The following is a 14,569-nucleotide window of genomic DNA, read 5'->3' as shown; positions in this document are numbered from 1 at the left end:
CGACCAGCAAAGGATGCGAGATGAGTGAGTCAGAGGCCTCCACCGAGTGTCCCGTCAGCTCCTTCAACGAGTGGGACCCACTGGAGGAGGTGATCGTCGGCGCCGTCGACGGTGCCCGCTTCCCTCCGTGGCACGCCTCGGTCGGTGCGCCGCTCTCGCCGGAGCAGCGCGCCCTGTTCCAGGAGCGCGCCGGGCAGCCGTTCCCCGCCGACCGCGTCGCGGCCGCGCGGGACGAGCTCGACCAACTGGTCGAGATCCTGGCCGGTGAAGGAGTCAGGGTCCGTCGGCCCGAGCCACGGGACCACGGCAAGTCCTATGGCGCGCCGGGATGGTCGAGCACGGGTCTGTACGACGCGATGCCCCGCGACCTGCTGCTGGTCGTCGGCGACGACGTCATCGAGGCGCCGATGTCCTGGCGTTCGCGCCACCACGCGGCGTCGGCCTACCGGCCGCTGCTCAAGGAGTACTTCCTGCGGGGAGCCCGATGGAGCTCGCCGCCCAAGCCCGAGCTCCCTGACGAGCTGTATGTCGACGGCTGGACCGACCAGCCCGAAGGGGAGCCGTTCCGCTCGGTCATCACCGAGTTCGAGCCCACGTTCGACGCGGCCGACTTCATCCGGTGCGGCCGCGACATCTTCGCCCAACGCAGCCATGTCACCAACGCGTTGGGCATCGAGTGGGTCCGCAGGCACGTGGGCGACGCGTACCGGGTGCACGAGGTGACCCTGGCCGACGACCACCCCATGCACATCGACGCGAGCCTGATGCCGTTGGCTCCTGGCAAGCTGCTGATCCATCCGGACCGGGTGCCGGAGGTTCCGGAGATATTCAAGGACTGGGAAGTGCGCACGGCACCGCCGCCGGTGATTCCGGGCGACCACCCGCTCTACATGACGAGCACATGGATCAATATGAACGTGCTCATGATCGACGAGGAGCGGATGGTCGTGGAGGCGCAGGACGAGCCGATGCGCCGCCTCGCCGAGGATTGGGGAATGGCCGCGATCCCGTGCCCGTTCCGGAACTTCAACAGCTTCGGCGGCTCCTTCCACTGCGCGACGGTCGATGTGCGGCGGCGCGGTGGGCTGAACTCCTACTTCTGACACTTTTGCCACTTGTGGCCCCGGGGCCGACTGCCGTCCCTCCGTTCCGCCGACCTTCCGCCGACCTTCCGTTGACCTTCCGCGCGAAGGGCCGACCCGTACCGCTCGATCCGGAGATGGGATTTTCATGCCCGGTACCTGCGTTCATCACCTGTTCGAGGCGCAGGCTTCGCTGACGCCTGACGCCGTCGCGGTCGTCTCGGACGGTGGCGTCCTCACCTACCGCGAACTCGACGAACGAGCCGCCCGGTGTGCCCAGCTGCTGGCCGAGGCCGGTATCGGAGCCGAGCGCCTGGTCGCCGTCGTCATGGAGCCGTCGCCGGGCCTGTTGGTCACGATGCTCGCGGTGTGGAAGGCCGGCGGGGTGTATGTGCCCGTCGACCCTTCGCTCCCCGACGATGTCGCCGAGGCGATGATCAAGGACATCGGAGCCAGCCTTCTCGTCCGCGACGGATCGGTGACCGTGGCGCCCTCCGGCGTGCCCGTCGTGGACCTGGAGCAGGTCGGCCTGTCCGACCGGCCGACCACCGCCCCGCCCCCCGCCGTCGACCCGTCCAACCTCGCCTACTGCGTCTTCACCTCGGGCTCCACCGGTAAGCCCAAGCCGGTCGCCGTCACGCACGCCAGCTTCGCCAACCACGCCGTGTCCCTCAGGGACGAGCTCAAGCTGGTCCCGAGCGACCGGTTCCTGCAATCCACCCCGATCGCCTTCGACGCCGCGCTCGAAGAGATCATGCCCGCCTGGGTCACCGGCGCTGCCGTCGTCATGCCCGATCAACGACACTTCACCAGCCTGGAGTTCACCGAGCTCATCGATCGTCTCGCGGTGACGGGGGTGAGCCTCCCCAGCGCCTACTGGCACCAGTGGGTGGACGATCTGACGTCCGGGCTGGTCAGCCTGCCCGCCTCGCTGCGCATCGTGTTCATCGGCGGCGACAAGATCCTCGTCGACAAGCTCGCCGCCTGGTACCGGATCCCCGGAGCGGAATCCATCGACTGGGTCTCCGACTACGGGCCGACCGAGGCCAGCATCAGCGTGGCGCTGTACCGCCCGGAGCCGGACGAGCTGTCGGGCCCCGGCCGCTCCGACTACGCGCTCGCGCCCATCGGCCGCCCGTTCGCGCAGGCCACGTTCCACATCCTCGACGACGACATGCGACCGGTGCCGGACGGTACCCCGGGAGACATCTGGCTCGCCGGGCCGCCCCTGGCCCGCGGCTACCACGCCGCCCCGGCCGCCACCGCCGACCGCTTCCTTCCCGACCCCCAGGGCCCGCCCGGATCGCGCATGTACCGCACCGGCGACCGCGGCAGCCGACGGAGCGACGGGACCCTCCTGTTCCTCGGACGCTCCGATCGCCAGGTCAAGGTCCGCGGGCACCGCGTCGAGCCCGGCCAGGTGGAAAGCGCCATGCATCACTGCGCCGGGGTCAGGGACGTCGTCGTCATCAGTGTCGAGGACCCGCCGTTCGGGTCGCGCCTCATCGCCTATGTCGAGGCCGAGGACGGAGTGTCCGAGGCGGCGATCCGTGCCGACATCTCGGGCCGGCTGTCCGAGGCCGTGGTGCCCCGGTCCATCGTCCTGCTCGATCGCATCCCGCGTTCCCCGCTGAACGGCAAGGCGGTCCGCTCGGCCCTTCCCCCCGTCGCGCCGCCCCACGCCGACGACACAGGCCGCGCCGACCGCACGGGCCAGGCCGGGATGACGACGCTGGAGCGCGTCGTCGCCCTCCTCGTCAGCGACGTGCTCGGCGGCCGGTCCCCGTCGAGGGACGAGGACTTCTTCGCCGCCGGAGGGGACTCCCTGCGGGGTCTCCAGCTGCTCAGCCGGGTCGCCGATGTGACCGGCGTGGGGCTGTCGTTCGCGCAGTTGCGGATGGCTCCACACGTGGCCGGGGTCGCCGCCCTGGTGAAGCGGGCACACGGCCGCGACGCGTCGGAGAGCGCGGTCGTGCCGTCGCACGAGCGCGACGACCGGTGCCTCGCCTCACGCGGGCAGCAGGCCCTGTGGTTCCTCGACCGGGTGCACCGCGGGGCGCCGACCTACGCGGTCGTGCTCGGCTACCGGATCAGGGGGCCGCTCGACCTCGACCGTCTTGACGCCGCACTGACCGGGATCGTCGCCCGCCACGAGGCACTGCGCACCGTCTTCGAGGAGGGGAACGGTCGCGTCTGGCAGCGGATCAGGCCCGCGAGCCCTGTGCGTACGGAGGTGACCGTCGCCGCCGACGCCGACAAGGCCGGTCGCCTGGCCGAGGAGGAGGCACGGCGCCCGTTCGACCTGTCCGCCGGCCCACTGCTGCGGTCGGCCTGCTACCGCGTCGACGCCGAGGACCACCTGTGGCTGCTCAACGTGCACCACGCGGTGTTCGACGCCTGGTCCCTGGCCGTGTTCTGGCGGGAGTTCGCCATGCTCTACGCCGGGCGTCCGCTGCCCGAGCCGACCATCCAGTACGCCGACTACTGCGCCTGGCAGGAGCGCTGGCTGCGCGGCGCGGAGGCGGAAGGGCAGCGGGACCACTGGCGCGCCCGGCTCGAAGGGGACCCGCCCGCTGTCGAGCCCGGCCTCCCGCGCGGCTCGGGGAAGCGAAGCGGCACCGAGGGCTTCGCCCTCCCCCTGCCGCCCGAAGCCGTCGATCCGACCGCCGTCGAGCGCGTCGCCCGCGCGTGCGGGAGCACCGCGTTCACCGTACTGCTCGCGGCCTTCCTCGCGACCCTGCGTCGCACCGGCGGCGTCGACGACGTGGTCGTCGGGGTGCCGATGGCCGGTCGGAACCGGCCGGGCACGGAGGATCTGATCGGCTATCTGGTCAACACGGTACCGCTGCGGATGCGCTTCACCGCGGGCATGACCTTCCGCGAGCTGGTCGGCCGCACCGACGAGGCGCTGGCGGAGGCACTGACCCACCAGGAGCTGCCGCTGGCCGACGTGGTCGCGTCCCTGCCACGGCGTGCGGGGGGGCAACGCCCGCTGTTCCACGCGATGTTCGCCTTGCAGTCCACCCCGCTCGACATCGAGGGCGGGATCGAAGGGCTCGACATCGCCGAGCAGTTCATCCACCAGGGCACCGCGAAGGCCGCGCTGACCTGGTCCGTCCGGCAGCACTCCGCCGGTCTGGCAGGCGAGGTCGAATACGCCGCCGACAGGTTCGACCAAACCTCGGCGCGCGGCTGGCAGAACACCCTGCTGACCCTGCTCGCCGGCGGTCTGGCCGACCCCGGCGCGCGGCTCGACGAGCTGCCCGTGCCGACCGGTGAAGGCGGCTCACCGGGAAGCCCGTCCGCGGATCAGTAGGCTGGTCGTCGACCCCCTCGCGATTCCCCGATGACCACCATGACCACCCGGCTCCGACCCGACATCAGGAGACTCTTGATCATGCCGCCCGGCGAATATCTCAGCGAAGGCGACAGCGAAGCGGCTCTCGTCTACGACGTGGTGGTCAACCACGAGGAGCAGTACTCGATCTGGCCCGTGAGCCGACCCGTCCCCGCGGGCTGGAAGGCCGTGGGCTTCCGGGGCGGGAAGTCCGAGGCGCTCGACCACATCGAGAAGGTGTGGACCGATATCACGCCCTTGAGCGTCCGCCGGGCCGCCGCCGGGCCCCCGAGTCAGTAGCGGCACCGCGCCGAGGGGCGTCATGGGCCTGCTCCGTCAACCTCACCCGCCATCCGCTCACCCATCGAGAGAAAGTCCCACCACATGGCCGCGGTCGGTCCTGAAAAGGCCATCCGCTCAATCATCCACCTGCGCTGTCCCATTTCCTGGACTCGATGCCTTGTGCTGCGGAGAAGCGCCCGCATACCATGACGTCGGCTCAGCGATCTGTCAAGATACGGGGGAAAGGCTGTCAATCATGCCTGTGCAAGAGCAGGACGTCGCCCGGATATGGGCCGAGGTGATCGGTATTCCGGAAGCGGACGTGGACACCAATTTCTTCGACCTCGGTGGTCATTCGTTGCAGCTGATGGAGCTCGCCGATCGCCTCAACCAGAAGCTGGATATCAGCACGGACATCCTCGCGTTGATGGAGTATCCGACGGTGGCGGCGTTCACCTCTCATTGGAACAGCGTGGAATCGCTCGCCGACGGTGACCGCTGACGATGGCCGACCTGTCGGCCATGGCCGAAGACGGGGAATCGGTCACCGCGCCGCATGAATTCCCGGCGGACAGCTCAACTTCCACAGGTTCGCGTCCACGATTGTGTCGTCGGGGCCATGATCCCGGCGTAAGGAGGGGGGCCCTCATGGGCACACCGCAGGTACTCGATCGGATCATCCGCGTCGCCGAACGTGCCCCCGATCGGACGGCCGTACGGGCCGGCGGCCGGTCGATCGACTACGGCGAGCTGGTCGCGACCGCGACCGACATCGGCGAGCACCTGCGCCGCGTTCACGGAGTCGGACCTGAAAGCGTGGTGGCCTCCGTCCTGCCACGCGGTGACACAGCGATCATCGCCCTTCTCGGAATCTGGATGTCCGGTGCGGCCTATCTGCCCATCGATGCGAAGTGGCCCGAGCGCAGGCGCGAGTTGGTGCTCGACACGTCGGCCACCCATGTCCTGGAAGAGGCGGGTGAGGGCGGCGCCGAGGTCCTCATGCCGGACGGGACGGGGATCCGGTTCAAGCGGCTGAAAGGCGGCCCGAGCCGCTCGGGGGACCGTGGCTCTCCGGCGGCGCACGATCTCGCCTACGTCCTCCACACCTCGGGATCGACGGGCACGCCCAACGCGGTCGGCGTCGGCTTCGGCGCGTTGGACAACTACGGCGACTACCTCTACGGCCTGGTGAGGCGGCCGGACCCGCACACCGACGACGTCATGTGCGTGCTGTTGTCCGCGAGCCTGAGCTTCGACGCCTCGCTCCGGCCGGTCCTCCTGCTCGCCACCGGCGCCACGCTCGTCGTGGCTCCCGACCTCATGGACGGGTCCTGGCAGGACCAGATCGACTGCATCAGGGACAACGGGGTCACCGTCCTCAGCGGAGTGCCTTCCTGGTATTCCGGCCTGCTCGGCGCGGGCTACCGACCGTCCGAGTCCGGCCTGCGACTCGCCTTCATCGGCGGTGAGGCGGTGCCCAACGGCGTGGTGCGGGAGTTGACCGCCCACTCAGGCACCGTCGTGGTGCAGTACGGCCCCACCGAAACGGCGATCGCGGCGACGGGCACCGTTCTGACCGGCGATGACTTCACCGAACCGCCGATCGGTGAGGCGATTCCCGGGGTCACCGCCCAGCTGTACCGGGACGAAAGCCTGGCGGAGGTGGCCGAGGGCGAGCACGGACACCTGTACGTGGGCGGCGCCGGCGTCGCCCGCGGATACCTGGGCAATCCCCGGCTGACCGCCGAGCGGTTCGTTCCCGACCCGGCAGGACCGCCCGGTTCGCGCATGTTCCGGAGCGGCGATCTCGCGAGAAGGCTGCCAGGGGGCGGGTACAGCTTCCTCGGGCGGCTGGACGACCAGGTGAAGATCGGCGGTCAGCGAATCGAGCTGGGTGAGGTCTCGTCGGCTCTGAACCGACACCAGGCCGTCGCCCAGTCGGTCGCCTTCGTCCAGCGCGGAGGGGCGCATCCCCGCCTGCTCGCCTGCTATGTGGGACACGGCGAAAAGGAGGCCACGGGCACGGACAGGAGCATCCGGGACCACCTTGCGGCCGAGCTGCCCCCCTATATGATCCCGGCGCTGATCCAACGAGTCGAGCGGCTTCCCGTGACGGAGCACGGCAAGGCCGATATCGCCACGTTGGAGCGTCATATGGATGCCGGTGACATCGAGGCACCGGCGGACGACTCCGCTCTCGACGACGTCGCGGAACGACTGATCTCGATCGTGCACAAAACGTTGGGCGCCCCATGCACACTCGAGGACAGCTTCTTCGAGCTCGGGGGCGGCTCACTCGACGCGCTCGACGCCTTGGCGAGCATTCACAAGGAGTTCGGGGTGCGCATACGTCTCCGCGACTTCTACCGGGCAGGAACCATACGCGAACTGCGTCACATGATCGGGGACGTGGCATGACTACCGACAGCAGTGACTCGATGAAGGACACGCTGCCGATCGGCCCACTCCAAGAGGGCATCTGGCTTTTCTGGCGGCTGAATCAGGCGAGCCCCGCCTATATGATGCCGGAGATATTCCACTTCGAAGGCGAATTCGACACGGCGGCAGTGGAGTTCGCCTTCAACGAGGTCATCCGCCGCCATGAGTCCCTGCGTACGACATTCCGCGAAACGGACTCGGGCGTCGTGCAGGTCATCGCCCGTGACCCGGAGCCGGTTCCGGTCCACGTGGTGGACCTGCGGGGGCTTCCGGAAGCCGAGCGGTCAGGTCGGCTCCAGGCGACCATCGACGCCGCGTCGAACCGGCCGTTCGACCTGGCGACCGAGCCGGCGATCAGGCTCACCGCCGTCCAGGTGACCGACAGCCGCACCACGCTCGCCCTGGTGGTCCATCACATCGCGTGTGACGGCATCTCGATGACCGTCGTCCTCGACGAGTTCGGCGAGCTCTACCGATCGGCACGCCGCGGAACTCCGCCCGACCTCGCCCCCGTTCCGCGGGGCTACAGCACCTTTGTGCAAGGGCAGCTGGCCGCACTCGCCGACGGCACCCTCAAGGAGGAGGAGGCGTATTGGCGGGAACGGCTCGCCGGGGTCACCGGCAGCGTGCTGCCCGGCATCGACCACGCCGTCACGCGGGCCCCGACGTCGTTGGACACGGCCGTGGTGTCCCTCACGCTCGACGACCAGCTCGCCGAATCGCTCTCGGCCTATGCGCGCCGCACCAGGTCGACGCAGTTCTCCGTCCTGCTGTCCACGATGAAGGTCATGATCGCCGCCGCCACCGGTGACGGCGTCAAGGCGTTGGGGATGGCCACGAGCGGCCGCACGCCCGAGTTCGCACGCACCGTGGGCATGCTCGCCAACATGATCGTCATCCAGTCGCGGATCGATCTGTCCCGAACGTTCACCGACACGCTCGACGAGGTGTCCCTCGACCTCATGGACGCCATCGACCACCAGGCCCTGCCGTTCAGCAGGATGGTCACCGACCTCAACACCGGGCAGGACCCCGGGGCGGGCATCGTGCGCATGCTGTTCTCCGCGGGGGCCGTCGGTCGCCTGAAGCTCGGCGAGGGCAAGCTGTCCGAGGTCATCACGCGCACGGTGCAGGGGCCTTTCGACATGTACGTGGCCTGCGACATCAGTCCTTCGGGGATCGCTCTGGACTGGGAGTACGCCCTGCGTACCTACTCACCCGAGCTCGCGCAGGGCTACTGCGCCGCCTACCACGAAGTCCTGGCGACGCTGCTGCGCCAGCCCGACGTACCGATGGCCTCGCTCGGCCTGACCGAGCTCCTGGCCCGTGTCGCCGGGCTCCCGCACGGTGACGCGACCACCGCGGGCCACGGGTCCCCCGCCGCGCAGCCGGATCGGTCCGCGGACACCGGGCCCGCGGCGGACGCCCCGGATTCCGGGCTCACCCCGGTCGAGGAAGCGGTGGCCGCCATCTGGAGCGAGGCGATCCGCGTGCCCGTGGAGTCGCCGTACGACGACTTCTTCGAGCTGGGCGGTCACTCGCTGAAGGCGGGGGCGGTCGTCGCGTCGGTGCGCAAGCGGATCTCGCGCACCGCGACCCTGCGACTGCTTTTCGACCACCCGCAGTTGCGCGATTTCGCTTCCCGCCTGGATGTCGGAGACCAGACCGACGGTGCGTCGGCGAGGCACTGAGGAGCTGTCAGATGCAGGAGTCGTTGGCCATCGTGGGTATGGCGTGCAGGGTTCCGGGGGCAGCCGAATACCGCTCACTGTGGTCCAACATCGAGGTCGGTGCGACGGCCATGGTGGAGGTCGGGGAGGAGGATCGCCGACGCGAGGGGGTCGTTCTCGACCCGGCGGTCCGCAACAGCTACGTACCCGTGGTCGCGCCGCTGGACGGATACGACCGGTTCGACAGCGCCGCCTTCGGTCTCAGCGCCGGTGAGGCGGACGGGATCAACCTCAACCACCGCGTCATGATGGAGGTCGTACTCGAAGCGCTCGAGGACGCCGGCTGTGACCCCCTGCGGTATCCCGAGGACATCGGGCTGTTCGCCGCCGGAGGGGGCGCCTCGCCGATCTCGGTCATGCGGCGCGTCGGGGACCCCAGGTACGGGGACGTCTCGCGGCCGCTCAAGCTGTCGGAAGCGATCAACTGGACAGCGCTCCTCGACAACGACTTCCTGGCCACCCGGATCTCCTATCCGCTGAACCTGCGCGGGCCGAGTCTGACCGTCCAGAGCGCGTGTTCCAGCTCCCTCGTCGCCCTGCACCTCGCGAGTCAGAGCGTGCTCCGCGGCGAGTCCGACATGGCCGTGGCCGGCGGGGTGAACGTCGAGCTCCCGCACCGGGTGGGCTACTACCACCAGGAGGGGAGCGTCTGGTCCGTCGACGGCTACTGCCGACCGTTCGACGCCGCCGCCACCGGCACCATCACCGCGAGCGGCGCGGGCGCGGTGGTACTCAAGCGCCTGGAGCGGGCGCTCGCCGACGGTGACGCCATCCACGCCGTCATCCGCGGCAGTGCGATCAACAACGACGGCAACCAGAAGGTCGGCTTCACCGCGCCGAGTGTGAGCCAGCAGAGTCGGGTCATCAGCGCGGCGCTGACCGCCGCGGGGGTGGACAGGCGCGACCTGGGCTACCTGGAAGCGCACGGCACCGCCACCGCGATCGGAGATGTCGTCGAATGGGCGGCCATCGAACGTGCCCTGGGCGCGGACGGGGTGCGGTGCGCCATCGGGGCGACCAAGGCGAACCTCGGCCATCTCGGCGCCGCCGCGGGCATCGTGGGCCTCATCAAGGCCGCACTGGTCGTCGCCCACGGCCGGATCCCCCCGGTCGCGAACTTCGTGGAGCTCAATCCCCGGATCAAACCGGCGAGCGACCGGCTTTTCGTTCCCGACACGTGTGGCGAGTGGGAGGACGAGGGGAAGCCGCGGCGGGCCGGAGTGAGCTCGATGGGCATCGGCGGAACCAACGCGCATGTCGTGCTCGAGCAGGCGCCGGTCGCCGAGCCGGCCGACGAGCCGGGCGATTACGTCGGTGTCCTGCCGGTGACCGCCGCCTCCCGGCGCAGCGTCGAGGACACCGCCGACCGGGTGGAGGAGTTCGCCGCGGAGAATCCGCGGCGTCTGCGGAGCCTCGCCCACACGATGACGACGGGTCGGCGCGTCCTCCCCCACCGCGAGGCGATCGTCGTCGCCAGGCGGAACGACCAGGTCACCACGTGGCGGACCGGCAGCCGACTGCCCACGCGGAACCACGAAAGCGCGCTCGTCTTCCCTGGCCAGGGAAGGCCGACGGGCGATCTGACGGCGGCCGAAGCCACGATCGACGGATTCGCGGACCTGCTCTCCGACGCGCTTCGGTGCCTGTCGGCCGAGGACAGGCCGCTGGTGCGAGGGCTCCTCACAGGGGCCGCCGGGTCCCCGCCCGAGCCACGGCTCACCGAGCTCGCGATGCTCGTGCAGTCCGTGACGATCGCACGGTCACTGCTCGCCGACGGCCTGCGCCCCGGGTCCCTGTGCGGCTTCAGTCTTGGCGAGGTCGCCGCCGGCGTGGTCGCCGACGTGGTCGACCTGACCGACGCGGCCGCGATTCTGACGGAGCGTGCCCGGATACTGAAGGACGCCCCCGCGGGCGGGATGATCCGCGTCCGGCTCCCCGAGGGGTCCGTCACCCCATACCTCGGCGCCGACGTGTCACTGGCGATCGTGCCCGGCGGCAGGGACTGCATGATCAGCGGCGCGCGGGACGCCGTCGACGCGCTGGCCGCCCGGCTGCGCGGCGAGGGCATCGCCAGCGTCCCGGTCCCCGTCGTGTATCCGTACCACAGCGAGGTCCTGAAGGACGCCGTCGCGGAGTACACGACGGCCTGGTCCCAGGCGAGCCTGCGGCCGCCGGGTCTCCGGCTGATATCGCCGACGACGGGCGACCTGCTGGCCGAGGAGACGGCCCGCGACCCCGCGTTCTGGGCGAGCCACCTGGTCAGGACGGTCCGCTTCGGCGCCGCCGTGAACACGCTCCGCGCGAACGGCACCGACCTCGTCCATGTCCTGGACTCCGAGGCCGGTATCACACCGTTCGTCAGAGAGGTGTTCGGCACGGACGCGGTGGCCATGACCACCGGCAGGCAGGCGGGCTACGACGCGTACTCCCGGGCCCGGCTGCTGGCGTCCGCGTGGTCGGCCGACCGGGACCAGGCCGCACCGGCAACGGACGGGACCGGCCGGGAGAGCGGCTCGGGCGCCACCGCCACGCTCCTCCACGCTCCCACCTACGCGTTCGACCGGAGCGTTCAGAAGGAGCAGCCCCCCATGCAGAAGGAAGCACAGCCGACTCCCGACCCGGTGCCGGTGCCGGTACCTGTACCGGCGCCGACCCCGGCGCCCGCCGACGGGACATGGATCGCGACCGGGGTCAGGCAGATCGTCGCGAAGCTCGTCGGGTGCGCGCCGCACGAGGTGGACGTGAGCGCCTCCTTCATCGAGCTCGGCTATGACTCGTTCCTGCTCATCCAGCTCGCGGACGCCCTGTCGGCGGAGTTCGGGACCGACATCGACGTACGCATGCTGTTCTCCGAGCTGGACTCGTGCGCCGGCATGAGCGAGCACCTCGAACACGCCGCCCCGGCCGCCGCCCCGTCGGCGCCCGTCGGCGCCGCGGAGCCGGAGCCGCTCCCGATCCCCGAACCCGCCCCGATCGCCGCCCCGATCGCCGTCCCGTCAGCCCCCCCGGTCCCCGAGCGGCCCGCCGAGGACGCGGAGCTGTTCGCGGCGGAGGTCGCGTGGGCCAGGCGGACCACGCTGTCGAAACGCACCACCGAGGAGGACAGGTTCGCGCTGGCGGACCAGCGGAACCTGATCGCCTCGCGCAAGGGACGCCGTGAGGTGAGCTACCCGGTGGTCGGGGTCCGTGGGCAGGGCGCCCGCTTCACCGACGTCGACGGCCATGAGTTCCTCGACTTCTGCATGGGCTTCGGCGTCGTCCTGCTGGGCCACGCGGCGGAGCCGCTCACCGCGGCCCTGAGCGACTTCGCCCCCTCCGACCTGCTGATCGGCCCGCAGTCGTCCACGGCGGGCGATGTCGCCCGCGGCATCGCGTCGATGACCGGGGTCGACCGGGTCGCCTTCACCTCCTCGGGGACCGAGGCGGTGATGGGCGCCGTGCGCGCCGCGCGCGCCAGGACCGGAAGGACGGTCGTGGCACAGTTCGCCGGCTCGTTCCACGGCACGTTCGACGGCGTGCTGGTCGCGCCACGGGCGGGCGGCGAACGGGGCGAGACGACCCCCCTCGGCCGGGGCACGCCCGCCTCGATGGTCCAGGACGTCATCATCCTGCCGTACGACGACTCCGCGATCCCCGTCCTCGAGTCCTACGGCGACCGACTGGCGGCGGTGCTGGTCGAGCCGGTCCAGAGCCGACGTCCTGGGCATCAGCCCGTCGAGCTGCTGCACCGTCTGCGCGCGCTCACCAGCGCCCACGGCGCCGCCCTGATCTTCGACGAGATCATCACCGGCTTCCGCTGCCACCCCGGCGGCGCGGCCGCGCACTTCGGGGTCCGCCCCGACCTGGTGACCTACGGCAAGGTGATCGCCGGAGGGATGCCCATCGGGGTCATCGCGGGCGACGCCGAGTTCATGGCCCCCATCGACGGCGGGCGTTGGCGGGAGGGCGATGTCGGCTTCCCGCAACGGCCGAGCATGGTGTTCGCCGGAACGTTCAGCAAGCACCCGCTGACCATGGCGGTGGCGCAGCGGATGATCTGGCATCTCAAGAAGGAATCGCCCCGGCTACAGAACTCGCTGACGGACCGGACCGCCGACGTGGCCAGGAGGATCAACGCCCACGCCGCCGCCCATGGGTACCCCCTCGAGGTCGAGTACTTCTCCTCGCTGTTCCGCATCGGCGTCGACGCCTCCCCACTGGCCGAGGACATGTTCTTCCTCGGCCTCCTCACCCGAGGCATCTATGTGTGGGAGGGGCGCACCTGCTTCCTGAGCGCCGCGCACACCGAGGCGGACTGCACGCGCCTGGTGGAGGCGGTGGCCGAGGCCGCGGCCGAAGTCGCCTCGCAGGGCCTGTGGGAGAAGCCCCGCGCGCCGCGCGCACCGGCACCCGTGCACCGGCCGTCGCCACCGGCCGTCGTCGGGGAGGCCCCGCTGACCGACGGCCAGAAGCTGCTGTGGCTGGCCGCCGAGCTGGGCGGCGAGCTCGGTCAGTCGTATCAGATGTCCGAGGCGCTTCGCATCGAGGGCGCCTTGGATGTGGAAAGGCTGCGGCACGCGGTCGAGCGGGTCGCGGAGCGGCACGAGGTGATGAGGATCGGACTGGACGAGAACGGGGAGTCCCAGACCAGCGTCGCCCACGCCGTTCCGAAACTGACCGTCAGCACCCTGAGCGACGCGTCACCTGGCGACGTGGAGGCGCTGCTGCGCCGGTTCGCCCTCAGGGAGGCGGACACGTCGGCGCCCTCGCTGTTCCGGTTCCACCTCGTGCAGACCGACGACGCCGCGCTCCTTCAGGCCACCGCGCCGCACGCGGTGGTCGACGGCTGGTCGTTCGAGGTCCTGTGGTCGGAGCTGTCCGCCTGCTACCTGGGCGGTGCGGCGGGTGACGCCCTGCCCGAACCGGCCGGGTTCCTCGACTACGCGCGGTGGAAGCGCGGCGACGAGGACGCACGGTTCGCGGCGAACGAGACCCGGTGGCGGGAACGACTCGACGCGGTATGGGAATCGGCCAGCCTGATCGAGGGCGCGGGGCCCTGGAAGCCCGTCACGCGCGTGGAAACCCTGCCCGGGGAAAGCCTCTCGGGCCTGCGCGAGGTGTCGCGGTCCAGCGGTTCCACCAGGCACACCGCCGCCCTGGTGGCGCTCGCGGTGGCGTCGTCGCTGCTCACCGGCGCCGAGCAGGTCTTCGTGATGGCCCACAGGACCGGACAGCCCCGCCGCACGGGCAAGCCGCTCATGGGCTTCTCCGTCGACCTGCTGCCGGTGATCGTCGACCTCCCCGACGACAGCACCGTGATCGACGTGGCCGGAGCCGTCCAGGGGCAGATCCTGGACAGCTCGGAGCACACCTCAGGGCTGTACCGCCTCTTCCAGCACAAGCGGTACCGCCGACTTCCGAGCGGGCTCATCGCGTTCAACTACGAGGTTCTGGGCCCGGGGGCGATGTTCGGCGCCCCCGCCGCGCCGGTGGTGCTGCCGCGCGAGACCATGCCGTGGCCCGCGATCGTGACCATCGAGGAACATGACGACAGGGTCGAGATGATCAGCGAGATCTCCGAAGCCAGCGACCTCGCACCGCTGAAGTCCCGGCTGGCGGAGCGGGTCAGGCAGGTCCTCTCCTCTCCGGGCACGACGCTCGGGGAGCTGCGTCGGCCATGAGCCTGGCCGGTCGGCCCGGTCGGCCCGGCCCGTTCCCCC

7 protein-coding genes are annotated in these 14,569 nt (G+C 70.4%); all 7 read left to right on the top strand.

Annotated features, from left to right (window positions below):
* Positions 1–20: 20 nt before the first annotated feature.
* The 7 genes from D7318_RS22530 (at position 21) to D7318_RS22500 (ending at position 14,530) form a co-directional block, all read left to right on the top strand.
* Positions 21–1,103, top strand: a complete 1,083-nt coding sequence (locus D7318_RS22530; protein WP_120698998.1) for an amidinotransferase — start codon at positions 21–23, stop codon at positions 1,101–1,103.
* A gap of 127 nt (positions 1,104–1,230) precedes the next feature.
* A complete protein-coding gene (locus tag D7318_RS22525) occupies positions 1,231–4,398 on the top strand; it encodes a non-ribosomal peptide synthetase (protein WP_120698997.1) in 3,168 nt (1,055 codons plus the stop codon).
* A gap of 81 nt (positions 4,399–4,479) precedes the next feature.
* On the top strand, positions 4,480–4,719 hold the full coding sequence (locus tag D7318_RS22520; protein WP_120699042.1) for an MbtH family protein: 240 nt from the start codon (positions 4,480–4,482) through the stop codon (positions 4,717–4,719).
* Between the two features lie 238 nt (positions 4,720–4,957).
* Positions 4,958–5,203, top strand: a complete 246-nt coding sequence (locus D7318_RS32955) for an acyl carrier protein (protein ID WP_183091479.1) — start codon at positions 4,958–4,960, stop codon at positions 5,201–5,203.
* Between the two features lie 146 nt (positions 5,204–5,349).
* Positions 5,350–7,119: a non-ribosomal peptide synthetase gene (locus D7318_RS22510; RefSeq protein WP_183091478.1), complete on the top strand. Its 1,770-nt coding sequence runs from the start codon at positions 5,350–5,352 to the stop codon at positions 7,117–7,119.
* Complete coding sequence (locus D7318_RS22505) at positions 7,116–8,831, top strand: condensation domain-containing protein (protein WP_120698994.1); 1,716 nt, start codon at positions 7,116–7,118, stop codon at positions 8,829–8,831. The genes D7318_RS22510 and D7318_RS22505 overlap by 4 nt, the downstream gene beginning before the upstream one ends.
* Before the next feature lie 11 nt (positions 8,832–8,842).
* Positions 8,843–14,530: a type I polyketide synthase gene (locus D7318_RS22500; RefSeq protein ID WP_120698993.1), complete on the top strand. Its 5,688-nt coding sequence runs from the start codon at positions 8,843–8,845 to the stop codon at positions 14,528–14,530.
* Positions 14,531–14,569: the final 39 nt, after the last annotated feature.

Source organism: Streptomyces radicis (assembly GCF_003626575.1).
GTDB classification, from domain to species: Bacteria; Actinomycetota; Actinomycetes; order Streptomycetales; family Streptomycetaceae; genus Streptomyces; species Streptomyces radicis.
The sequence above is the reverse complement of the archived record's forward strand: the minus strand, read 5'-3'. Positions and strand labels throughout refer to the sequence as shown.

What these genes read in the sequence shown, in the direction of transcription:
- D7318_RS22530 (WP_120698998.1), top strand. Translation starts at nt 21, where the DNA reads ATGAGTGAGTCAGAGGCCTCCACCGAGTGTCCCGTCAGCTCCTTCAAC.
- D7318_RS22525 (WP_120698997.1), top strand. Translation starts at nt 1,231, where the DNA reads ATGCCCGGTACCTGCGTTCATCACCTGTTCGAGGCGCAGGCTTCGCTG.
- D7318_RS22520 (WP_120699042.1), top strand. Translation starts at nt 4,480, where the DNA reads ATGCCGCCCGGCGAATATCTCAGCGAAGGCGACAGCGAAGCGGCTCTC.
- D7318_RS32955 (WP_183091479.1), top strand. Translation starts at nt 4,958, where the DNA reads ATGCCTGTGCAAGAGCAGGACGTCGCCCGGATATGGGCCGAGGTGATC.
- D7318_RS22510 (WP_183091478.1), top strand. Translation starts at nt 5,350, where the DNA reads ATGGGCACACCGCAGGTACTCGATCGGATCATCCGCGTCGCCGAACGT.
- D7318_RS22505 (WP_120698994.1), top strand. Translation starts at nt 7,116, where the DNA reads ATGACTACCGACAGCAGTGACTCGATGAAGGACACGCTGCCGATCGGC.
- D7318_RS22500 (WP_120698993.1), top strand. Translation starts at nt 8,843, where the DNA reads ATGCAGGAGTCGTTGGCCATCGTGGGTATGGCGTGCAGGGTTCCGGGG.